This is a genomic window from Halorientalis regularis (assembly GCF_023698535.1).
GTDB lineage: Archaea > Halobacteriota > Halobacteria > Halobacteriales > Haloarculaceae > Halorientalis > Halorientalis regularis.
The window spans coordinates 318,926-339,981 of record NZ_JALJCL010000002.1 but is presented as its reverse complement, the minus strand read 5'-3'; the positions used below and the strand labels follow the sequence as shown (position 1 = coordinate 339,981).

Below are 21,056 nucleotides of genomic sequence, written 5' to 3'. Positions count from 1 at the left end.
GACCACACGGACAAAAACCCCGCCGTCGGGCCGGCGGTCGGACCAAGTGGCTCGGGGCCATATCGTCGTCGATGCCCGGCGACGACCCCTCCGGCGCACGGACCCGAACCGAGCGAGTCGGGCGTGCGGGCATCGCGGTCATGCTCGTGGCCCACCTCGTCTGGGACCCCGTGCTGACGCTGGTGGGCGTCGCTACCTTCGGGGTCGCCGAGGAAGATACCGCCATCGTCCGGACGCTGCTCTCGATCCACCCCGCCGCGTGGCTCGGCGTGAAGGTCGTCGTTCTCGGTGCGTTCACCGCGGTGTTCTTCAGAATCGGCGGCCACCGTGACCTCGGGACCGCCTGGCTCCCGTGGCCGGTTGCCCTCGTGGGAATACTCGCACCGCTGGGGTGGCTGGAACTGTTGTTCTGAGCGGGGCTCACTCCCCGGCCAGCGGTTCGTCGATCCCCAACAGGTCGGCGCTCTCGGTCCAGAGTCGTCGCTGGGCCTCCGTGTCGCGGGCGGCCGCCGACGGGGTCGACGGCGTCTGCTGGTCGAAGTACCGGCCGGAGACGTCGGCGGTCCGCTCGGCGGCGGCGAGGGACACGAGCGCGGCCGCGCCGTCGTCCACGTCGGTCACGAACGGAAGGCCGCCGAGTAGTCCCACCAGACGGGGGAGCGGGCCCGGGAGAAAGCGGGCAAAGTTCGAGCCGGGGATCGCGCCCGGGTGGACGGCGTTGGCAGTGACATCGCGGCCGAGCCGGTCGAGGCGGCGGTCGAGTTCGAAGGCGAACAGCACGTTCGCCAGCTTCGATCGGCTGTAGGCCGACATCCCGGAGTAGCCGGCGGTGGATCTGACGGCACCGAGATCGAGGCTCCCGCCGCGGTGGGCCGCCGAGGCCGTCGTCACGATCCGCCCGCCGTCGGGAACCAGATCCACCAGTTCCGCCGTCAGCAGGTACGGCGAGAGGTGGTTCACGTGGAACGTGTACTCGACACCGAGGTCGGTCGTCGCACCGTCCCGGAAGAATCCGCCCGCGTTGTTCACGAGAAGGTCGAGCGCGTCCGTCCGCTCGCGGACCGTCTCGGCCAGGTCGCGCACGGCGTCGACGCTGGCGAAGTCCGCGCGGACGAACGTCGCGTCGCTCCCGCGAGCAGTGAGGTCGTCGACGACTTCCTCGCCGGCACCCTCGTCCCGGCCGTGGACGAGCACGTCGGCACCGAGTGCGCCCAGCGCGAGCGCCGCCCGCCGACCGATCCCGCTCGTCGATCCAGTCACTAGCGCGGTCGATCCCGTCAGGTCACGGTCGGTGACGCCGGCCCGTTCGAGCACTGTCTGTGCCATCGTCACGGATAGGGTCTCCAGCCGCAAAAACCGCTCTCTGCCGCTTTCGTCCCTTCAGGCCAGTCCGACGTACAGCACGCCGGTCGTCAGGGCCGCGAGCGCGACCGCTGCCACGGTGATCTTGGCCGCCTGCACGCGGTCGTCCCGTCGCACGTCCTCGGGCACGGTACCGCGCTCGCCGCCGGACCCGCCGAAGTCGTACCGGCCGACCAGCGCCAGTCGGACGCAGAAGGAACTCGCAGCCTGGATGCCCCACTCGAAGGCGACCGCCAGCGGGACGAACACACCGACGAGCAGCACGCGGGGGAGCACTCCCGAGAGGCAGGCCGCCACGTACCCTGCGGCGACGGCCGCGGCCGCGGTGGCGAAGCCGAACCGTCGTCTGCGCTGTGCCGTCCCGATGTTGCACACGCCGGGTTGGTACTCGCTCACGAACCAGTTAGGGACTCGACGAGAAAGAGCATTACCGATCCGGCACCGCGTCTGCCCGTCGCTCAGGGTTCCAGGACGACCCGGAACCGCGCCTCGTTCTCGATCATGCGCTCGTAGGCCGCCGCGACGTCGTCGAGCGGGAAGGTCTCGATCTCGGGACGCACGTCGCGCAGGGCGCTGAACTCCAGGGTGTCCTGGGAGTCCCGTGCGTGGCCGGAGGCCCAGCCCTCGACACCGCCGCGGGTCCCGACGAGCGTGTTGGCGTCCACCTCGATGGGCGCCCCGGGGACGCCGACGACGACGACCGATCCGTCGATGCCCATGCCGCCGACCACCGACGAGATGGCGTCGCTCGATGGTGCCGTCGCGAGGACGACCCGTGCGCCGCCGAGGGCCTGTAACCGCTCGGCGGGATCGGTCTCGGCGGCGTTCACGAAGTGGTCCGCGCCGAGCGAGCGCGCGAGGTCTTCCTTGTCGGGGCTTCGCGAGATCGCGACGGTCTCGTAGCCGGCGGCGTGGGCGTACTGGAGACCGAGGTGGCCCAGGCCACCCACGCCCTGCACGGCGACGAGGTCGCCCGGTCGAGCGTCGCTGTTGCGCAGGGCGTTGAACGTCGTGACGCCGGCACAGAGCAGCGGCGCGGCGTCGGCCGCGTCGAGGTCGTCGGGCACCGCCGCGACGGCCTCGCTCGGGACGGTCACGTACTCGGCGTAGCCGCCGTCGAACGTGATGCCGGTGATCTCGCCGTTCTCACACTGGAGGAAGTTCCCGCGCCGGCAGGGCTCACAGGTGAAACAGTGGCCGCCGTGCCAGCCCGCGCCGACCCGGTCGCCCTCGGCCCAGGCGGTGACGCGATCCCCGACGGCGTCGACGCGGCCGGCGATCTCGTGGCCCGGGACGTGGGGATAGCTGATTCCCGGATACGTCCCCTCCTTGGCGAAGACGTCGCTGTGACAGATCCCGCAGGCCTCGACGGCGATCCTGACTTCGTCGGGGTCGGGATCGGGAACGTCGCGTTCGACGAGTTCGAAGTCCCCGCCCGCTTCCGGAACGACCGCGGCACGCATCGTATCGGACATAACATCCACTGGTCGCGCGGGGCGAGCAAAAAGACGGCGACACGGGCCGGCGATGAGATGCCCCGGTGGCGGCCTGCCCCCATCGCTCCTCCGTTTCACTCCTCAACCGGCCACACGACGACGGTCATCACGACAGACCCCACAACCACTACGCCACCGCCGCCGACCACCAGCGTCTCGGCGGCCCGCGGGAACCGGTCGATCAGGGGGACGAACACGCCGACCTCGAAGCCGACGATCAGCAGTGCGCCGACCACGTCGAAGAGGAGGTCGAAGGCGGTGTCGCGCCAGCCGTAGTGGACCAGCACGGGCTCCACGTCGAACCGGTCGCCGACCTCGCGCGCGACGAGTTCGATCAACTCCCAGAACACGCCGACGGCGAAGGTGAAGAGGACGGTGGCGACCGAGAGGACGACCGTCGAGGGGGCGAAGGCGACGACGAGTGCGGCGTACAGGAGGGCGGCGACCAGCGCGGCGGAGACGGTGTGGGTGAGGTGGTCCCACCACCAGATCGCCTCGTAGCACCCGAGCATCCCCAGCGAGTGGAGGAAACCGGCCAGCGCGACCCACAGCGGAACTGTGGGGTCGATCACGACCGAGGGTGAGACGATCCCGACCACCGCTGGAAGCAGGGCGACGGCGAGGGCGAACAGCGCGTTCACCGCCGCGGCGACGTTCCGGCGGCGTGCGGCCTCGCCGAGGGTTCCGAGGACGGCGAGCTGGAGGACCAGCGCCAGCCCGGCGACGGCGTCGGTCACGGTCGCCCTCCCTGACGAATCGCCGTTCGCGCGTTCACGCTCACGCGTGCCATCTCACCCCGACCCAGTGCCCCTGTCCCCGAGAAACTACTGTTCGCCGCCCTCCTGCCGATAGCGTGTCGGGAGCTGTGCCAGTACCACGGCTGGAAGGACCGCCCCGAACTCCTCGACGAGTCGTTCGGCCAGCGTCGGGAGGACCCGCCGGACGGTGGCGTAGATCACCGCGACGACCAGGCCGGCGAGGACGGCCAGCCGGAACGCGCCGTCGACGGTCACCAGCAGGGGGACGGCCAGCAGGCTCGACAGCAGGAGGTCGCCAGGTGACCCGTCGTAGCCGACCCAGCGCCGGGGTGTGATCCACCGCCCGCGGTAGTGGTCGTAGACGGCCCGGTCCGAGGTCCCCTCCCACGGGCGCAACTCCAGGCCGCCGCCGAAGGCGTCGGTGACGCTGTGGAGGGCCGCGCCCAGCAAGCAGAAGGCCAGGCCGACGGTGAGCGCGGTCGGCACTGCCAGCGCGAGCGCGATCGCCCCGGCCGCGAGCGCGGAGAAGTACACGGGATAGTGCAGCGTCTTCCGGTGACCGAGGTACATGTCGAGGTCCGGGAGGACGCCGCCAGCGAACCCTGCCGCGAGCGCGACGGGCGCGAACTCCGGGGCCACGAACACGACCGGGAGCGCGAGCACCATCCCTGCCAGAGCGTGGGTCGGGAGCATCATCGTGTCGGAGAGAAAAAGACAGAAAGTCATGAGTGTGTCGGTGGATCGTGCGGAGGGGTCACACGCCTGCCCGACTCAGCCCGCGAGTTCGGCGGTCTCGAACAGGGGGTCGAAGCTCTCGGGGAGGTGGTCGTGGACGCGTCGGAGTTCGTCGTCGCCGCCGTGAGCGGCGATGGTGGCGATGGTCGCCCGCGTGTGGATCACGGCGTCTTCGGGGCTGACGCCGATGCCCTCGCGGTCGGCGACCAGGACGACGAACTCGTCGGCGGTCCGTTCCTCGTGGGTGTCGCGGTGTTCGGTGATCGCGTCACCGAGTGCGCCCGGGAGGCGGACGCCGAGTGCGTCGGCCTCGGCCGTCGGGATCGACTCCCCGAGCGTGAGCAGGGTCTCGATGGCGGCCCGCTCGGCGGTGGCCATGTTGTCGATCCCGGCCCGGCTCCCGAAGTCGTCCATGATCGCGTCGTAGTCGGTTCGCATCGAACGACGACTGGTCGCGTCGCTGACGGCTTGAAGATTCGGGCCAGTTCGACCGTCGACCCGTCGGGCCGCCCCTCTCGGTCCAGCCGATTAAAATACGCGGCGACCCTCGGTAACAGTACGCAGGTCGGGTCACACCGGTGCACCCTCGACCCCGTGAGCGGGACGGGCGATTACGGCGAGTACGTCACGCGCCTGCACCGGGATCGCGGGTTCGAGGTCGACCGCACCGAGGACGAGGGTGACGCGCTGGCGCTGGCCCGCGAGGCCGGCACGGCGGGCGTGTCCGAACTTGCAGTCTGTGGCGGCGACGGGACGATCAACGAGGTCCTCCGGGGACTCGACGCCGCCGACCACCTCGCCGACGTGACGCTGTCGGTGATCCCGGCCGGGACGACCAATATCCTCGCCCGGACCGTCGGGATCGAGGGGGTCGAAGACGCCGTCGACATCGCGGACACCGGCGAGGTCGCGACCGTGGACGTGGGGATGGCCGGCGACGAGCCGTTCCTGGCCTCCTGTATCGCGGGCTTTCCCGCGGAGGCCAGCGTCGCGACCTCCAGCGAACTGAACGCCCGGTTCGGGACGCTGGCCTTCCTGCTCACCGGTGCCCAACAGGCCCGATCCTTCGACGGGCTGGACGTGCGCCTCGAAACCGAGACCTGGGAGGGGGAAGCCCTGTGCCTGCTCGTGGGCAACGCGCGCCGGTTCGTCGAGGAAGGGAGCCAGGCTGACGTGGCCGACGGGCTGTTCGACGTGGCGGTCGTCGAGAACATGCCGACGGGCGACCTGATGTCGGAAGCGATCCGCCACCGCGTCCTCGGCCAGGGGACCGAGGGCGTCACCCACATCCAGGCCGCACAGATCACCGTCACCGGCCGTGACGGTCCGATCACGTTCAGTCGGGACGGCGAGGTCAGCACACACGAGACCGTGACGATGGCGATTCGACCGCGGGAACTACATCTACGGGTGGGCCCGGACTACGAGCCCCCGCCGGAGTGAGTGGGGGGTGCGACCGCGCTGCTCACTTCGGGCCGCCGGTCGGCCGGTCGCGATCCGTCGCACCGCCGGTGATGGCGTCGCCCGCCGGCGCGTCGTCGCTCGCGAAGGTGGGCGTTTCGTCGGCCGTCGTCTCGGTTTCGGCGTCTTCTCTCGCCTCTTCAAGCAGTTCTTCGGCGATCTCGTCGCGCAGGATGAACCCGGGAGCGAGTCCGTGACACATACACGCGTTCCAGGGACTGGATGCTCATAAATCCCGGCCTGCACTCAGGCCGTCGCTGTCTCGGCCGTGTGACGCAGGATGTCCGTCGTGGTCAACATCCCCACCACGTCGTCGTCGACGACCGGGATGTGGTTGAACCCGCTGTCCAGCAGGTGCGCGGACGCCTCGGTGACCGTCGCGTCGGGCGTGATAGTCTCGACGGGAGCCGTCATGCGTTCTTCGACGGTTGTCTCGGTCGGGTTCGCGTCGTCGGCGGCCACCTGCACGAAGTCCGTCGACGTGAGGATACCCACCGGGTCACAGTCCGCGTCGATGACCGCGACGGACTTGATTTCGGTGTCGCGCATCGCCCACGCGACGTCGGACAGAGTCTCGTCCGGGGCGACAGTCAACACCGGCGTCGTCATGATTTCGCTGACTGCAGTCTCGGGCATAGGTTTCACACCGTCCCCGCGAACAAAACCGTTCGTTTCCCGGCGAGTGTTGACAGTCCACACGTCCTACCGGCAGTCGGCTCGAACGGCGGGCATCAGCGTACGAGCGGGCCGAACACACGAGCCTCGATCTTCCGGCAACCTTCGCCGGCAGCCGTCGGTGCGGGACCGACCCGTTCGGCCACGTCCGCGTGATCGATCTCGCTCAGAGCGAGAACCGATCTCTCGCCGACTGGATCGCAAGCCGGGAGAGCAGGCGAGCAGGCCCGCGTTTATCGATCTCGCGGGCGGTCGCGACCGCACTCGGTGGATCGCCGCCACCCACGTCGAGATCCCAGTCGGTTTCCTCGACGAACCGCTCGACGGCCGCCTCGGCGCGCTGCTGGATCGCGTCGCCGTCGAGCCGTGTCGGCGTCCCGTCCTCGACCACGATCTCGCCGTCGACGACGACTGTCTCCACGTCGGCCGGCGCGGCCTGGTTGACGACCTGCGCGGGGAGGTTCGTCCGCGGTGCGAACTTCGGTGCGTCCACGTCGAGGACGAGGAAGTCCGCCCGTTTGCCGGGTTCGAGGCTCCCGATTTCGTCGCCGACGTTCAGCGCCCGCGCACCGTCGACGGTGAGCATCCGGAGCAACTCCATCGACTGGAACTGTCCGCGCCCGCGTTCGAGGTTGGCTGCGAGACGTGCCTGTCGGGCCTCGCCGAACAGGTTGTACGAGTCGTGCCAGTAGTGATCGTCGAGTCCCAGCCCTACGTCGACGCCGGCCGCCCGGAGTTCGGGCACTGGCGTCCACTGCGTCGACGGATCGGGGTTCCAGTAACAGAAGACGGAGGGGCAGTGGGCGACGCCCGCACCTGCCTCGGCAGTGCGCCGGATGTCGTCCTCGTCGGCGATCCGGAAGTGAGCGGCGACCAGTCGATCGTCGAGTAGCCCCACGTCCGACAGGAGTGCGGTCGAGTCCGCGCCGCCGTTGGCCCGTGCCATACTGTCGCTCTCGTCGAGTTCGAGCAGGTGCGTGTGGACGAGGAGGTCGGGATACTCGGCGGCGAGATCGGCAGTCCGCTCCCACAACTCTCGGGTACACGACCAGTCGTCGTGCGGACAGATCGTCGCGCGGATCCGCCCGCCGTAGGTGTCGTGGTGGGTTTCGACGAATTCGCGAGCCCGGTCGAACTGCTCGTCGACGGGACGGTCCCAGAACAGGTCGCTGATCGCGGGACCCAGGAAGCCGCGCAGTCCGGCCGCACCGACCGTCTCGGCGCCGACACCGGGACGCACGTCCATCGAGTTGACCGTCGTGATGCCGCCGGCCAGACCGTTGTAGGCGGCGAGTTCGTACCCCGCCTCGATCAGGTAGTCGAACTCGCCGTCGGCGAACTGGGTGTAGACGGCCGTCATGCTTCCCATCATCTCCAGCAGGTCGAGGTCGCTGAACGCGCCCAGCAGTGGTGTCAGTTCGAGATGCGTGTGGGCGTTGACCAGCCCTGGCATCACCAGTGCGCCGTCGCCGTCGATCACGTGGTCCGCGTCCAGCGCCGTGTCGTCGGGGCCCGTGGACCGTACCTCGGTGATCGTGCCGTCTTCGACGACGAGTGTTCCACGCTCGAAGAGGCGATTCCGTTCGTCGACCGTGAGGAGGGTCGCGTCGTGGACGACGATATCGGGCATGGATCTCTCGTCTCGCCGCCGCGTGAAAACGTTCCTCCCTCGGTCCGTACCCGGATTTCCGAGTGGAACCCGTCAGTAGTAGAAGATGGCGGTGGTGAGCGTGATCGCGGTCACGATGTAGGTGACCGGCCCCCAGTCGATGGCGGTCAGGTCGGCGGCGTACAGCAGACTACCGAAGGTCGGCAGGATGCCGCCGAACAGGAACAGCTGGGTCTGACGGAGTCGCCGGCCCGAGACCTTCGGCCACTGGGCGGCGAACAATCCCGCGGCGACGAACGACACACCCAGCGAGTAGAGCGCGTGGATGTAGTACCACGGACCGTACGTGACCGAGAGCCGCTCGATACCGCCCTGCGTGACCATCTCGGCGTCGACGCGGATCAACTCGTGCAAGCCGAAGTGGTTCGTCCACACGAGGACGATGGTGAGCGTCGGAATCGCCGCCAGCAAGGCGACGTTACGCCGTGTCAACAGATCCGACCGATCCGTGAACTGGAAGGCAAAGAGCAGGAAGGCAAGCGACGCGAACGCGGGACCGATGAACCGGACCGTGTTCCACAGCAACGCTTGGTCGAGGGTCGTACTCGCCAACTGGAGCGCGTAACTGACCGACCACACGACGATAGGTGTGAACAACGCGATCATGAGATAGGCCCCTTTCTGCTGGCGTTTCATCATCGTGATCGCCAGCAACGCGCCGACGATCACGGCCGAAAGCGCCAGGGGGATCGTGTACGGTGTCGCCTGAAATGCCATTGTACTCGTCTCCGACATATCGGTGTAATAAAATACTTTGGTGAGAATCACGACCCGATTTCGGTGTCTGCCGGAGCACTCCACGGGTGAGGACTGTCGAACGCGCCGGTCACTCCACCCAGACCTCGCCGAAGGTGTCGAAGAAGTCCGCGCCGCTGTCGACGGCGACGTGGCGCGCGCCCAGGCGGTCCCCGACAGCCTCGATCTCGTCGATGTGGGACTGGAGGCGGTCGCGGTAGCGGCGTTCGACGTTCGCACCGAAGTACGTCCGCAGTGTCGTGTCGGCCTCCGGATCGCGGAAGATCGTGTCGCCACGCGCCGGCGGGTCCCGCTCGTCGGGGGCGAGGACGTGCGCCAGCGTCAGGTCGTTGCGCTGGAGGGCGGCCAGTCCCGCCTCGATCTCGGCGGGGTCGTCGAGGAAGTCACTCGCTACGAGGACCAGCGACTTCGAGTCGATGGTCGCGGCGTAGTCTTCACAGGCCGTCCGGAAGTCCGTCTCCCCGTCGGGGTCGGTCTCGTTCAACTGTTCGATCAGTCGCAGCACCTCCCCCTGTGTCGAGCGGTTGCGGTCGATCCGCTCGAAGGTCTCGCCGAGCAGTGCGAATCGGAAAGCGTTCCTTTCGGCCGCCGCGAGTGCGGCGAAGCCCAGGCCCAGTTTGGCCGCGGACTCGAACTTGTGGGGGGTCGCCGACACGGTCCTGTCGCCGCCGAAGTCCATCGACGTGCTGGCGTCGAGCAGGACGTGGACGGTGAGGTTGCGTTCGGCCTCGTACTGCTTGACGTACAGTTCCTCGGTGCGGGCGTAGACGCGCCAGTCGACCAGTCGGGTGTCGTCGCCGGGCGTGTACTTGCGGTGGTCGCTGAAGGTCAGCCCTTCCCCGACCTCCGTGGAGCGCTGTTCGCCCTGCCTGACGGCGTCGACCCGCCGCTGGACGGAGGGGTCGAACCGCGCCAGTTCGTCGAGGAAGGTGGGTTCGATCACAGCAGGTCTCCGATCACGTCGTCGGCCGTCACGCCGTCCCGTTCGGCCCGGAAGTCCACGACGACACGGTGTCTGAGGACCGGACGCGCCATCGCTTCCACGTCCTCGCCGGTGACGTGGGCCCGGCCGGCCATGAACGCGCGGGCCTTCGACAGCACGACCAGCCCCATGCTCGCCCGCGGACTCGCCCCGTACTCCAACCGGTCGGCCGTCCGGGTCGCCCGCACCAGTTCGACCACGCGGTCCCGGATGTCCTCGGCGATGGGTACCTGACGGACGAGTTCCTGGGCGCGCAGGAGGTCCCCGCTCGCCAACTGCTGTTCGACCGGGATGGTGTCGTCCAGTCGGCCGGTGTAGCGGTCGACGATCTCCCGCTCGGACGCCTCGTCGGGGTAGTCGACGAGGACTTTCGCCAGGAAGCGGTCCTTCTGTGCCTCGGGTAGCGGGTACACCCCCTCCTGTTCGACCGGGTTCTGTGTCGCCAGCACGAAGAAGGGGTCGGGCAGGTGCCGGGTCTCGCCGCCGGCGGTGACCTGTCGCTCCTGCATCGCCTCCAGCAGTGCGGCCTGGGTCTTGGGCGTCGCACGGTTGATCTCGTCGGCCAGCACGACGTTGGCGAAGATCGGCCCGGGCTCGAAGGTGAACTCCCGGCCGTCGCGGGTCTCGCGGATGATCTCGGTGCCCGTGATGTCGGAGGGCATCAGGTCCGGCGTGTTCTGGACCCGCGAGAACGAGCAGTCGGTGACTTCCGCGATGGTCCGAACGAGCATCGTCTTGCCCAGCCCGGGGACGCTCTCTAGCAGTGCGTTCCCGTCGGCGAGCAGGCAGGCCAGTACCTGATCCAGGACGGCCTCCTGGCCGACGAGGCGCTTTCGCACCTCCGTCCGCACCGCCGCGAGTCGGTCCTGAATCCTGTCCACCTCGTCGTCGTCGAGTGTGTCGTCAGTCATCGGTATCACGCTGGACGCGCAGGTTGTATTCCCGCACCAGATCCGCGTCTTCGAGGTTCCGTTCGGCGGCGAAGCCGGCCTGCCGGGCCGCCACGGCGTCGCCGCTGGCCGACAGCCCGCTGTCCTCGTAGCTGTCGACCTGCTCGCCGGCCCCGCCGCCGCTACTCCGTGAGAAGTTCACGTCGATCGCCTCCCGACCGCCGGCGGCCGCCTTGCGCTCGCCGAGCACGTCGTCGGGGTTCCGGAGTTCGGACACGCCGTTGTCAGGCCCGCCGAACGACTCCGGGCTTCGCTGTTCCTCGGTCGTGTTCGTCGTCGGCGCGAACGTGACGCCCACGACGGCCGCCTGGACCGTCAGGGCACTCGCCAGGACGACCACGACGGCGCTGACCGACAGCCAGCGGGTGTGGAGGAAGCCGCCGGCGCTGGTCTCGGAGAGCCGGTCTGTGACCTCCCGGTAGAGCCGCCGGGCCATCTGCGTCTCGGCCCCGTCGGCCGCGGCGTCGCGGGCGGTCCGGAGCGCGTCCGCGACGACCGGGTTGGCTGCCTCGAACCGCTCGACCGTGTAGTAGCGGACCCGGAGACCGAACTCGATGCCGCCGGCCAGCAGGGCGACGCCGATAGCCGCGACCGTCCCGCCCCGGACCGGCCCGACCGCCGGCAAGGGGGCCGCGACGACCCGCGTCAGCAAGTTCACGACGAGGAAGACGGCCACGGCGTCGACCACTGCGTGGAGGGCGGCCGCCTTGTACCCCTCGCGCCTGATCGCCCGGACCGCGCGCTCGATCCCGGTGCGTTCCTCGCTGGGTTCGGGTTCCTCGCTCATCTCAATCACACTCCGGATACTGCGAACTGTTGTCGATCTTTCCACAGAGGTCGTCCAGATCGCTCTGCAGGGCGTCCCTGTCGTCTTTCAGGCCGTCGATCCGGTCGTCCTTGTCGTCGATGGTGCTGTTCAACTCGTCGGTCAGGTCTTCGAGATTCGTGTTTCGCTCCCGGAGCTCGGTGTTCTCCCGAAGCAGTTCGTCCCGGCGTTCTTCGAGTTCGGCCACCCGATCCCTGAGGTCCGCCCGCTCGTTCAGGAGGTCGTCGATCTCGCTCTGGAGTGCCTGCTTGTCGTTTTCGAGCCGGTCGATCCGGTCGCGGGCGGCAGAGAGGTTGCGCTCGGCGGCCTCCAGCTGATCGGTGAGGTCCCGTACGTCCGTCTGTCGGGTTTCGAGGCTCTCGTTGATCCGTTCGAGCCGCTCCCGGGTCTCTTCGAGTTCGCTGCGAACGGTCGCGAGTTCTTCTTCGGCGGTCGCTTTCTGCTGGGCGAGCCGTTCCGCGCGGTCGGTCACGTCGCCGACGCTGTACTCGTAGTAGACGGTGACGCCGCCGACGCCGAGGACTGTCAGTCCGACCACGGCGAGCAAGACGACGTTGAGTCTGGTTCCGATCATAGGTGTCTGATGCGAACGAGTCGCCGCGTGCCGACCTCGACGAGGTACAGCACGAGTGCGACGACGAGGACGAGCCACGTCCACTCCCTGGTGACGGTCTCCACGGTGCTGGCCTCCTGGCGGACCTGCTCGGCGATGGCCGCGGCCTGACCCGGCTCGAACACGCCCCCGCCCGAGCGCTCGACGGCGGTCCTGACGGCCCGCGACTGGCCGAAGGCCGCGAACTCCCGGGGGTAGTTCACGGCGAACTCGGCGGCCAGCAACGACTGGTAGCCCGCCGATGCCGGCACGAACGTCGTCTCGTACTCGCCGGTGTCGACCTGGACGAACCGGTAGCCGTCGGCCGACGGCCGGTTGGCCCCCTCGTAGGTGGCCGTCGCGGGACTGCCCACGCGGGCGTCCGGGGTCGACGTGATGCCGGTCGCCAGCCGCTCGGGGTCGCCGATGGCCCAGTTGACGGACTTGGTGATGCCCAGCGAGTCCGGGGCCGAGAGCAGGCCGTCCAGGCCGCCGTTCTCGCCGTATGCGGTGATCGCGACGGTGCGCCCCAGCCCGTACCGCCAGGCCGTGATCGCCGGCGCACCGTCCGATCCCGCGACCAGCAGGTCCGCCCCTCTGGCCGCGGCGACCGAGTGGGTCCGGGCCGGCCGGGCGGTGAACTCGACGCCGCTCGTGATGAAGTGGGTCCGGTCCAGCACCGTGAGGCCGCTCCCCTGGAACTCCCGGGTCTCGCCGCCGAACTCGATCCGGAGCTTGCTGGACTCGTCGGCCCGGAGGAAGACGCCCTCGCCGGCGTCGGCCACCTGCTGGAGGTAGTCGACGGCGACTTCGTTGCCGACGCCGACGGGGATCACCTCGATGCCACGCTCGCTGGCCCGGGCCGCCGCGGCTGGGGCGTCCCCGGTGTATGCGCGCCCGTCGGTCAGCAGGATAACTGTCCCGCTTCCCCCGAGCATCCGGGTCGCGCCCTCGATGCCCGCGCTCACGTCGGTACTCCCCGTACTCTCCAGCCGGCGGATGCGGTCTTCGAGGAAGGATCGGGAGTTCCCCAGCCCGGTGAGGCCGGCGATCCGGTAGACCTGATTGTTGAAGGCGACGATACCGACCCGGTTCTCGTCGCCCAGTTGGTTCAGCACGTCCAGCGCCAGCGCCTGCTGGGCCGACATCGACCCGCTCGTACTGCCGGAGATGTCGACCGCGACGACCACCCGCGAGGTCTCGCCGCCCTCGCCGATAGTGACCGGCAGGAGGTCGGTCAGCAGCGACTCGCGGTAGTCGCCCCGCTCGAAGGCGCTGGGGCCACCGACGGTGACCAGTCCCGTGCCGTCGATGACGGCCCGCTGGAGCGCGCTCACGTTGCCCAGGTCGCCCGCGGCGACGTTCTGGACCACGACGGCGTAGTACCCCGAGAGGTTCGCCGGGATCGACTCGACGGTGTCCACGTCGTACACGTCACGGAGGAACCCCTCGAAGGCGTAGTCGCCCCGCGAGACGTAGAGGATCTTCGGCGGTTCGACGACCCGCACGGTCTTGCGGAACACGTCGTTGCGGTCGTACACGTCGCCGCCCTCGATCCGGGCGGTCACCCGGTGGCTCCCGGTCGAACTGAAGTTGTACGTGAACGTCAGCCCGCCCGCCTCCGCGACGGTCTCCTGGCGGATCTGCTGGCCGTCGATGCTGACGGTCAGGGTCGTCTCGGTCCCGGAAAGCGCCGTCCCGTCGACGGTCACGCGGAACTGGTTCGCGACGCCGGTGCTGGTCTTGGCCGGGCCGCTGACCGTGACGGCCCGCTCGGTCCGGTTCGAGTCGAGCGAGACGGCGTGGATCGAGGCACCGACCCGTTCGGCGACGCCCGCGGCCGCGTCCAGCGAGCGCCCGCTCGTCACGCGCCCGTCCGAGACGAGCAGGACGCTCCCGTTCGGGGCGAGCGCGCTCGTCACCGCGTCCCCGACCGGCGAGTCCGTTTCGCTACCGACCGTCCGGGTCCTGACGGCGACCCCCTCGTTCTCGATGGCGGCCGCGAGGTCGCCGGGCGCGGCGTCGGTCGTCGCCATGCTAGCCGAGCGGTCCACGAGCATCGTTACCGTGGGTTTGCCCGTCGAATCCGTCGTCGCCAGCGTGTACGGGCCGGCGGCCGCCACCACCAACAACGTCACGAGCAGGAGTCGCGAGGTCAGGAACAGCGCCCGCGAGCGTCCCGTGAACACCGCCCGCTCGCGCCGGCGGAAGGCGAGGCCCACCAGGACCGCCGCGACCGGCAGCGCGACCAGCACGAGCGGGCGCTGGAGGCCGATCCGGAGCCCCGCCAGCGTGGTTTCGACGGGCATCAGATGTCACCTCGCCGGCGGAGATACCCCAACTCGGCCCCGAGCAGGCCGAGCAGGCCGAGCAGGACCAGCGGCGTGAGGTCCTGTCGCACCTGCTGGCCCGTCGTGGGACCGCCGTCGCCGGCTCCCGCACCACTGGCGTCGACCGGGGCGGCGCTCACGTTCGACTCGGCGGGCGAGAGCAGGGCGGCGCTGGTCCGCCGGTCCGTCGTCCGGTAGGTGCCTACCCGATCTAGCTGGACTGCCGCGGTCGTCCGCCGGCCCGTCGGTGTCTCGACGGTCGTCTCGTTGGCCAGCTGGAGCGTCGTTCCCGTCTCGCGGTTCAGGTCCGACAGCGAGGGGCGGTCGGCCAGCCAGTGGATCGCCCGCTTCCAGAACACGGGATAGCGGTAGTCGTAGCGGAAGGCGGTCTGGTTGGGGAGGTAGCCGTAGTACATCGTTCGGCCGCCCGCCCGCCCGTCGGTGGCCAGCAGTGGCGATCCGTCCGAGAGCGTCACCAGTGCCGTCCCGGTCGCCGTGGCCCCGAGGTGGTAGTCCGGGGCCGGGAAGTCGAAGCCGGTGGTCACGGGGTGGCTGGTGACGTTGTCGATGCCGCCGGACTGTTCGATCCCGCCCGGCGTGACCGGGAGGAGGTCGCCGTAGCCGACCTCGCCGACGTTGCGCTGGCCCTGGAGCAGGACACCGCCGCCGTCGTCGACCGTCCTCTGGGCGGTCTCGACGGTCGACCCCAGTACGCGCTCGGCGACCACGTCGGCGAACACCACGGCGTCGTAGTCGCCGGTCGTCGAGACCGGGGGTCGCTTCACGGTCACGTTCACCGTCGGGATCACGTCGAGTGCGGTCCGGAGGTTCCGGTTGTTCCCGTTGGTCAACAGCAGGGTGTCTTCGGCCTGCTCGTCGGGGACCGCGACGGGCACGCTGTCGTCGACCGGGAACGCGTCGCTCCCCGCTAACCGGGCGGTCGCCGACGCCGCGGGGAGCGGGAAGACGACCGAGCGCCGGTCGCCCGGCTGGAGCGACACCGTCCGTGACTGGCCGGCGACGGTCAGGGTCCGCTCGGCCGCCGTCGCGCCCGTGTTGGCGACGCGGAGGACGACGTTGCGGTTCTCGAACGACCGGCCGACGATGCCGACGTTCTCGGTCGTCCCGCTGCCGAACTGCCGGAGGGTCAGCGTCGCGCCGCTGGCTCGCACCGCGTCGGCGGCCTGCTTCCAGCCCGCCTCGCCGCCGCCCGACCCGCCCGCGAAGTCGCTGAACACGAGGACGCGGCTCTCGGAACCGGCGAGTTCGCGGGCGCGCTCGATGGCCCCGCGGAGGTCGCCGGGCGCGTGCGCGACGCGGAGTTCGTCGAGCGCCGACCGCGCGTCCTCGGGGTCGGCCTCCGTGACGGGCGTCCGGACGGACCCGCCGGCGACGACGACGGTCGTCGGCGTCCCGACGGCCGCTCTGGCGGCGGCGACGGCCTCGGCGAAGCGGGTCCCGTCGCCGGTCTCGGTGGCCATGCTCGCGGAGGCGTCGACGACCAGCACCGTGGGCTGGGCGCTGACCTCGCGGGTCGTCGTCACGTAGGGGGCGGCCAGTCCGACCGCGAGCAGAACGATGGCGAGGACCTGCAACAGGAGCAGGAGGTTGCGGCGCAGTCGCTCTAGCACCGGGTTCGAGCCCCCTTCGTCCGGGTCGGACTGGAGAAACGCGACCGTCGGCAGGGGGAGTTCCCGCGGATCCGGCTGGATGAGGTACAGCACGACGAGCGGGACCAGGGCGGCGAGGGCGGCCAGGCCGAGCGGGGCGGCGAAGACGTCACCGAGCGCCATGTGTTGGAGGGACCACTGCAGTCACGCTTCTCTTGTGGGACGGGTACTATAAGCCTCGTGGAAAGTTTAACGGGGATTTGCGTCACCGGTCGCCTCGTACGCCGCACTGTCGACGCCGACGACGGGGAACCGGACGGTCGCGGTCGTCCCTGCGTCGGTCACGTCGAAGTCGACGTCGCCGCCAGCCGCGCTGACGCTCCAGGTGACGAGCCAGAGGCCGAGGCCGCTCCCGTGTTGGAGGTCGGTCTCGTCGCCGTCCTCGATGACGGCCAGTTCGTGGTCGGGCACCCCCGGTCCGCGGTCGCGGACGGTCACCGTCACCGTGTCGTCCTCGGCCCCCACCGAGACGGTCACGTCCGGCGCGGTGCCGTCCGCGTCGCCGCCGTCGCTCGCCGCGGTGCCCTCGCCGATCCGCCCGTGTTCCAGCGCGTTCTCGACGAGGTTGCGGACGACGACCTGGAGCAAGGCGGGGTTGATCCGGAGCAGGGCGGCGTCGGTCCCCTCGATGTCGACGGTCGCCTCGGGGAACTCCTCGCGGAGTTCGGCCACCACTTCGCCCACCACGTCCCGGGCGGCCACCAGCGACTCGGTGTCGTCCTCGATGACGCGCTCGAAGCTACGGGCCTTCTCGCTGAGCGAGACCAGTCCCTGGGTCTTCTCGCGGGCGGGTTCGAGCAACTCGGCCACGTCGTCGTCGGCGCGGTCGGCGGCGGCGTCCAGGTTCATGTCCACGACGGTCAGATCGTTACGGAGGTTGTGCCGGAGGACGCGGTTCAGGACGGCCAGGCGCTGTTCGCGCTGGCGCTCGGCGGTGATGTCCTGGAAGACGAGCGTGTAGCCCAGGTGCGCGCCGGTCCCGTCGTCGAGATCCGTCGAGGTGACCTTGAACGTCCGCCTGCCAGCGTCGGTCCGGATCGTGGCGTCCTGCTCGGTTTCGGTGGGGTCGATCTCGTCGCCCTCGTAGCAGGCGGTGAACGGTTCGGTCAGCACGTCACGGGCCGCCAGCCCGAGCGTCGACTCGGCGGCGGGGTTGTAGTTGACGACCCGGTGGCGTTCGTCGACGATCACGACCGGGTTCCCGAGGTCGGCGATGGCCGCCCGGTTGCCCGCCCGCCGCGTCGCCGGGTGGAAGTCGAACATCCCACTGCCGACGAAGGCGTAAGCGTCGAAGGCGACGTGGGCGAGAAAGAGGACGGGCGCGACGTTGATCCCCGGCGCGGGGACGACGCCGAACGTCCAGGCGATCAGGCCGATGCCCGGCGGGAGCGGGGAGAGCGCGACGGCCAGCGCTTCGCCCCGGTAGAGGTCGCCGTAGCTGATGATCGTGTCCACGAGCAGGAGCGTCCCGACGGCGGTGCCGATGCTGGTGACGCCCAGGATCAGGAACGCGCCGCCGCGGCGGGTGAACGACGCCGTCGACAGTCCCCAGGTCGACCGGACCGCGAAGTCCGCCCAGACGAGTTCGTGGACCGGATTGGTGACGACCAGCAGGGTCAGCAGGACGGTGAGTCCGGCCAGCAGTGTGAACCACGGCGAGCGGATGACGTGGCCCCGGCCGGTGTAGGCCAGCGCGAAGGCGATAAAGAGCGCGCCGAGCCAGATGTAGGCCACCCAGAACAGCGCCTCGACGGCCCAGCGGAGCCAGTAGCCGGAGACGAGGTAGCCGACGCCGTAGCCGGCCGTCAGCGCGAACTGGACGCCGAGTACGACCAGGAGCCACGTCGCGCCCGGGCGGTCACGGACCGACCACAGGTAGTAGCCGAGCGCGAGCGTGCCGGCGGCCGCACCGAACGAGCCGACCACAGGCCAGAGCGTGGTCGGAAGCACGTCCGAACCCTCGGCCCCCCGAAGGACGTACCTTTCGGTCGGCTCACCGGGGGGAACGGCGTGACACCGTGGGAGGGTTGAAATACGAAGGCCGGGCCAGACCGGGGTGTGACAGGCCAGGAGTTCGTCATCGGGCGCGGGAAGGACCTCGACGCTGGCCCGTCGGGCCGGCTGGGTGCCTACCGGGCGCTGGACGGGAGCGAGGGGGCACCGGTGTATCTGGATCTCGATGGTCCCCACGCCATGCTGATCGTCGGGAAACGTGGCTACGGGAAGTCCTACACGCTGGGGGTCATCGCGGAGTCGCTGGCGCGGGCCCGTGGCGTCGCGCCCGTCGTTATCGATCCGATGGACGTGTTCACGACGCTCGATCAGCCGGCGCGGGGCGACGCGGACCCGGTGCTGGCCGACGTGTTGGAGGACCCGGCCGTCGCGCCCTCAGCGCTGGACCCGCGGTCGTGGTGTGCGCTGCTGGGACTCCCGGCCGAGAGCGGTGCCGGGAGCCTCCTCTGGCAGGCCGCGGGCGAGGCCGACACGCTCGACGGGATGCGCGACGAGATCGACGCGACGGACGCGCCGGACACGGACACGCGGGCGGCGATCAACCACGTCGACATGGCCGAGGCGTGGGGCGTGTTCGACGCCGAGGGGCTGACGGCCCGGGACCTTGCCGGCCCCGAAATCACGGTTATCAACGTCGCGGGGATGGACACCGACCCGATGAACGCCGTGGCGCGAGGCATCGGCGAGGCGCTGTACCGGGCCCGCGAGACCGAGACCATCGACCGGCTCCCCTGGCTGTTGATCGACGAGGCCCACACGCTCTTCCAGGGGGTCGCCGAGTCGACGCTGGAGACGATCCTCACGCGGGGGCGCGCACCCGGTGTCAGCATCGTCATGGCAACCCAGCGACCGAGCGCGGTGCCGGAGGTCGGGATCTCCCAGTCGGACGTGCTGCTCTCCCATCGGCTGACCTCGGAGGCTGACCTCGACGCCCTGCAGGCGGCCCAGCCGACCTACCTGAACTCGTCGCTGGCCGACGAGGATCGGATGCCCACAGAGACGGGTGAAGTCGTCATCATCGACGACTCGACGGAGACTGTTCACGCGGCACAGGTCCGGCGGCGGGACACGCCCCACGGCGGGGACAGTCCCAACGCCAGCGACGTGGTGGTCGACAGCGGGGCGGTGGCCGGAGACGACTGAAGAACGGCGACGGGCATCGCCACCATCGTGCTAACTTTGGCATTGATTCCACCAGACGGCCAAGGCCTGTAGCCACGATTCTGCCGTCGGTGGCTCTACGTTACTGAACGTATTTGAAAACGAAGAGGTGCGTCGTTTCACCTCACGGAAGACACGTTCGACGGCATTCGGATTTCCGTGACGCGTTGTCTGAAATCGGAGGCCGAGTCGCTCCAGCGCGGCTTTGAGATGGTGCTCGCCGCTCTTCCCGAGGCGCAGTTCGGCTGATCCGCTCACAGCCGTCGATACCGGACGGAAAGGGCTGGTGCCTCGTGGAGCAGGATGAAATACTCGACTGGCCAGGGCCGGGAAGATTCCACGATCTGGTATGAAAGACTTTACATCGAAACCAAGAGTGAAATTAGATCGGTATCGTCCCTGCTCGCAGTAATGAATGAACTCTGATATACTGTTCGAATCTGCGCGGGACCGCCAGTCATCGGTTGACGGTCGGGTTCGTCCAGAGACGGCTGTCGAAGCCGATAAAGACTGAAATACGCTGTTTTACCTACCTGCCATCACCCGGTTATACACGCTTTATTAAATCGAGTCTGATATTCTGTTCCCAGGACAAGTAGTAACTTTTATACTTCAAATCTCCCGCTATGGATATGTCGCGATTCGGTGGACTACAAATGGGTGGTGTAAACGACGGTGTTTCCTGCACCGAGTGTGGCGGATCGGTACGGCGTACGGGCACGGAGACAGTCTGTGACGACTGTGGGCTAGTCGTCGACGAGGACGCGATCGACCGCGGACCGGAGTGGGGCTCGCTCGACGCGGAGAACGACGAGCGCCGGACCGGTGCGCCGTTGACGCGGGCGCGTCACGACAAGGGGCTGTCGACCGAGATTGGCTACGGGACGGGAGCCGAGGTCTCGGGCCGGCGACAGCGCCAGCTCGTCCGGATGCGTCGCCAGCACAACCGGGCACGGCTCTCCTCGAAACGGGAGCGCAACCGGCTGTACGCCTTCACCGAGATCAGACGGATCGTGTCGGTCCTGGGACTGCCGACGACGATCCGCGAGCAGGCGTGTTCGCTGTTCGAGTCGGCTCAGTCGGAGGACCTGCTCTGTGGCCGCTCGCTCGAAGGGTTCGCGGCGGCGGGCGTGTACGCGACCTGTCGGACCAACTCCATCGCCCGGACGATGGACGAGGTGGTCGACGTTGCCCGCGCCGACCGGAGCGAACTCAAGGCCGCCTACGACGCCCTGAACCGCGAACTCGGCCTGCCCGTCGGCCCCATCGACCCGAGGGACTACCTGCCACGGTACGCTTCGGAACTGGACCTGGAGGCCGACGTGGAGAGCGGGGCGCGGGAGTACGCCGTCCTGCTCGTCGAGACCGGTCGTCTGGGCGGGAAGAACCCCAGCGGCGTCGCGGCCGCCTGCCTCTACAAGGCAGCTTACGACCACGGCGTCGAGGTGACTCAGACCCGGGCGGCCGACCTGGCCGACGTGTCCCGGATGACCATCCGCTCGACGGTGACGGACCTCAAGAACCTCCGGCAGGCCGAAGACGTGGAGTTGCCGTTCGAGTAACTGGAGCCGGTCGTCCCGTCGGTCGCTGCGTGAAACCGTCCGGCACTGGCTTTCACCG

At 69.2% G+C, this 21,056-nt stretch carries 21 protein-coding genes and 1 pseudogene; 4 read left to right on the top strand and 18 right to left on the bottom strand.

Annotation, left to right across the window (positions count from 1 at the left end; all coding sequences use genetic code 11):
- The first annotated feature begins 71 nt into the window (after positions 1 to 71).
- A complete protein-coding gene (locus tag MU521_RS03945) occupies positions 72 to 413 on the top strand; it encodes a hypothetical protein (protein ID WP_092690035.1) in 342 nt (113 codons plus the stop codon).
- Between the two features lie 7 nt (positions 414 to 420).
- On the opposite strand, the gene MU521_RS03940 is transcribed toward MU521_RS03945, so the two are convergent.
- From MU521_RS03940 to MU521_RS03915, 6 genes are all read right to left on the bottom strand, one after another.
- A complete protein-coding gene (locus MU521_RS03940; RefSeq protein WP_092690032.1) occupies positions 421 to 1,326 on the bottom strand; it encodes an SDR family NAD(P)-dependent oxidoreductase in 906 nt (301 codons plus the stop codon).
- Between the two features lie 54 nt (positions 1,327 to 1,380).
- A complete protein-coding gene (locus tag MU521_RS03935) occupies positions 1,381 to 1,758 on the bottom strand; it encodes a hypothetical protein (protein ID WP_092690029.1) in 378 nt (125 codons plus the stop codon).
- Positions 1,759 to 1,820: 62 nt separating this feature from the next.
- Positions 1,821 to 2,825: an alcohol dehydrogenase catalytic domain-containing protein gene (locus tag MU521_RS03930; protein ID WP_092690091.1), complete on the bottom strand. Its 1,005-nt coding sequence runs from the start codon at positions 2,823 to 2,825 to the stop codon at positions 1,821 to 1,823.
- 107 nt (positions 2,826 to 2,932) lie between these two features.
- Positions 2,933 to 3,595: a DUF2238 domain-containing protein gene (locus tag MU521_RS03925; protein ID WP_092690026.1), complete on the bottom strand. Its 663-nt coding sequence runs from the start codon at positions 3,593 to 3,595 to the stop codon at positions 2,933 to 2,935.
- 87 nt (positions 3,596 to 3,682) lie between these two features.
- Positions 3,683 to 4,312, bottom strand: coding sequence for a hypothetical protein (locus MU521_RS03920; RefSeq protein ID WP_092690023.1), 630 nt, complete (start codon positions 4,310 to 4,312; stop codon positions 3,683 to 3,685).
- A 75-nt stretch (positions 4,313 to 4,387) separates the two neighbouring features.
- Complete coding sequence (locus MU521_RS03915) at positions 4,388 to 4,789, bottom strand: DUF2267 domain-containing protein (protein ID WP_092690020.1); 402 nt, start codon at positions 4,787 to 4,789, stop codon at positions 4,388 to 4,390.
- Between the two features lie 156 nt (positions 4,790 to 4,945).
- Here MU521_RS03915 and MU521_RS03910 point away from each other — a divergent pair, with 156 nt between their 5' ends.
- Positions 4,946 to 5,794, top strand: coding sequence for a diacylglycerol/lipid kinase family protein (locus MU521_RS03910; RefSeq protein WP_245681150.1), 849 nt, complete (start codon positions 4,946 to 4,948; stop codon positions 5,792 to 5,794).
- 22 nt (positions 5,795 to 5,816) lie between these two features.
- Here the strand turns inward: MU521_RS03910 and MU521_RS03905 are convergent, their stop codons facing one another.
- From MU521_RS03905 to MU521_RS03855, 11 genes are all read right to left on the bottom strand, one after another.
- Entirely contained in the window at positions 5,817 to 6,014 is a 198-nt protein-coding gene (locus MU521_RS03905) for a hypothetical protein (RefSeq protein ID WP_092690017.1), read from the bottom strand.
- A 44-nt stretch (positions 6,015 to 6,058) separates the two neighbouring features.
- Positions 6,059 to 6,448, bottom strand: a complete 390-nt coding sequence (locus MU521_RS03900; protein WP_092690014.1) for a CBS domain-containing protein — start codon at positions 6,446 to 6,448, stop codon at positions 6,059 to 6,061.
- A 205-nt stretch (positions 6,449 to 6,653) separates the two neighbouring features.
- Positions 6,654 to 8,117, bottom strand: coding sequence for an amidohydrolase family protein (locus MU521_RS03895; protein WP_092690011.1), 1,464 nt, complete (start codon positions 8,115 to 8,117; stop codon positions 6,654 to 6,656).
- A 72-nt stretch (positions 8,118 to 8,189) separates the two neighbouring features.
- A complete protein-coding gene (locus MU521_RS03890) occupies positions 8,190 to 8,873 on the bottom strand; it encodes a histidine kinase N-terminal 7TM domain-containing protein (RefSeq protein ID WP_175452806.1) in 684 nt (227 codons plus the stop codon).
- Positions 8,874 to 8,982: 109 nt separating this feature from the next.
- Positions 8,983 to 9,855 carry a DUF58 domain-containing protein gene (locus tag MU521_RS03885; RefSeq protein WP_092690006.1) on the bottom strand — a complete coding sequence of 291 codons (873 nt, stop codon included), beginning with the start codon at positions 9,853 to 9,855 and terminating at the stop codon, positions 8,983 to 8,985.
- Positions 9,852 to 10,805 carry an AAA family ATPase gene (locus MU521_RS03880; protein ID WP_092690003.1) on the bottom strand — a complete coding sequence of 318 codons (954 nt, stop codon included), beginning with the start codon at positions 10,803 to 10,805 and terminating at the stop codon, positions 9,852 to 9,854. The genes MU521_RS03885 and MU521_RS03880 overlap by 4 nt, the downstream gene beginning before the upstream one ends.
- Positions 10,798 to 11,631, bottom strand: a complete 834-nt coding sequence (locus MU521_RS03875) for a DUF7502 family protein (protein ID WP_092690000.1) — start codon at positions 11,629 to 11,631, stop codon at positions 10,798 to 10,800. Before MU521_RS03875 ends, MU521_RS03880 begins: the two co-directional genes overlap by 8 nt.
- Before the next feature lies 1 nt (position 11,632).
- A complete protein-coding gene (locus MU521_RS03870; RefSeq protein WP_092689998.1) occupies positions 11,633 to 12,244 on the bottom strand; it encodes a hypothetical protein in 612 nt (203 codons plus the stop codon).
- Positions 12,241 to 14,571: a vWA domain-containing protein gene (locus MU521_RS03865; RefSeq protein ID WP_092689995.1), complete on the bottom strand. Its 2,331-nt coding sequence runs from the start codon at positions 14,569 to 14,571 to the stop codon at positions 12,241 to 12,243. Before MU521_RS03865 ends, MU521_RS03870 begins: the two co-directional genes overlap by 4 nt.
- Complete coding sequence (locus tag MU521_RS03860; RefSeq protein WP_092689992.1) at positions 14,571 to 16,385, bottom strand: vWA domain-containing protein; 1,815 nt, start codon at positions 16,383 to 16,385, stop codon at positions 14,571 to 14,573. Before MU521_RS03860 ends, MU521_RS03865 begins: the two co-directional genes overlap by 1 nt.
- A gap of 66 nt (positions 16,386 to 16,451) precedes the next feature.
- Positions 16,452 to 18,212: a histidine kinase N-terminal 7TM domain-containing protein gene (locus tag MU521_RS03855; RefSeq protein ID WP_175452805.1), complete on the bottom strand. Its 1,761-nt coding sequence runs from the start codon at positions 18,210 to 18,212 to the stop codon at positions 16,452 to 16,454.
- 108 nt (positions 18,213 to 18,320) lie between these two features.
- Between MU521_RS03855 and MU521_RS03850 the strand changes: the two genes are divergently transcribed.
- Positions 18,321 to 19,418, top strand: coding sequence for an ATP-binding protein (locus MU521_RS03850; RefSeq protein ID WP_092689987.1), 1,098 nt, complete (start codon positions 18,321 to 18,323; stop codon positions 19,416 to 19,418).
- 30 nt (positions 19,419 to 19,448) lie between these two features.
- Here MU521_RS03850 and MU521_RS03845 read toward each other — a convergent pair.
- Positions 19,449 to 19,658 (bottom strand): annotated as a pseudogene (locus MU521_RS03845) (IS6 family transposase); the annotation flags it as partial.
- Positions 19,659 to 20,092: 434 nt separating this feature from the next.
- Between MU521_RS03845 and MU521_RS03840 the strand changes: the two are divergent.
- Positions 20,093 to 20,998, top strand: a complete 906-nt coding sequence (locus MU521_RS03840) for a transcription initiation factor IIB (RefSeq protein ID WP_092690086.1) — start codon at positions 20,093 to 20,095, stop codon at positions 20,996 to 20,998.
- Positions 20,999 to 21,056: the final 58 nt, after the last annotated feature.

Excerpts from the sequence above, each read along its gene's own strand:
- MU521_RS03870 (WP_092689998.1), bottom strand. The coding sequence starts at position 12,244 with ATGATCGGAACCAGACTCAACGTCGTCTTGCTCGCCGTGGTCGGACTG.
- MU521_RS03900 (WP_092690014.1), bottom strand. The coding sequence starts at position 6,448 with ATGCCCGAGACTGCAGTCAGCGAAATCATGACGACGCCGGTGTTGACT.
- MU521_RS03840 (WP_092690086.1), top strand. The coding sequence starts at position 20,093 with ATGGGTGGTGTAAACGACGGTGTTTCCTGCACCGAGTGTGGCGGATCG.
- MU521_RS03930 (WP_092690091.1), bottom strand. The coding sequence starts at position 2,825 with ATGCGTGCCGCGGTCGTTCCGGAAGCGGGCGGGGACTTCGAACTCGTC.
- MU521_RS03905 (WP_092690017.1), bottom strand. The coding sequence starts at position 6,014 with ATGTGTCACGGACTCGCTCCCGGGTTCATCCTGCGCGACGAGATCGCC.
- MU521_RS03940 (WP_092690032.1), bottom strand. The coding sequence starts at position 1,326 with ATGGCACAGACAGTGCTCGAACGGGCCGGCGTCACCGACCGTGACCTG.
- MU521_RS03880 (WP_092690003.1), bottom strand. The coding sequence starts at position 10,805 with ATGACTGACGACACACTCGACGACGACGAGGTGGACAGGATTCAGGAC.
- MU521_RS03915 (WP_092690020.1), bottom strand. The coding sequence starts at position 4,789 with ATGCGAACCGACTACGACGCGATCATGGACGACTTCGGGAGCCGGGCC.
- MU521_RS03945 (WP_092690035.1), top strand. The coding sequence starts at position 72 with ATGCCCGGCGACGACCCCTCCGGCGCACGGACCCGAACCGAGCGAGTC.
- MU521_RS03920 (WP_092690023.1), bottom strand. The coding sequence starts at position 4,312 with ATGATGCTCCCGACCCACGCTCTGGCAGGGATGGTGCTCGCGCTCCCG.
- MU521_RS03875 (WP_092690000.1), bottom strand. The coding sequence starts at position 11,631 with ATGAGCGAGGAACCCGAACCCAGCGAGGAACGCACCGGGATCGAGCGC.
- MU521_RS03890 (WP_175452806.1), bottom strand. The coding sequence starts at position 8,873 with ATGGCATTTCAGGCGACACCGTACACGATCCCCCTGGCGCTTTCGGCC.
- MU521_RS03865 (WP_092689995.1), bottom strand. The coding sequence starts at position 14,571 with ATGCCCGTCGAAACCACGCTGGCGGGGCTCCGGATCGGCCTCCAGCGC.
- MU521_RS03860 (WP_092689992.1), bottom strand. The coding sequence starts at position 16,385 with ATGGCGCTCGGTGACGTCTTCGCCGCCCCGCTCGGCCTGGCCGCCCTC.
- MU521_RS03895 (WP_092690011.1), bottom strand. The coding sequence starts at position 8,117 with ATGCCCGATATCGTCGTCCACGACGCGACCCTCCTCACGGTCGACGAA.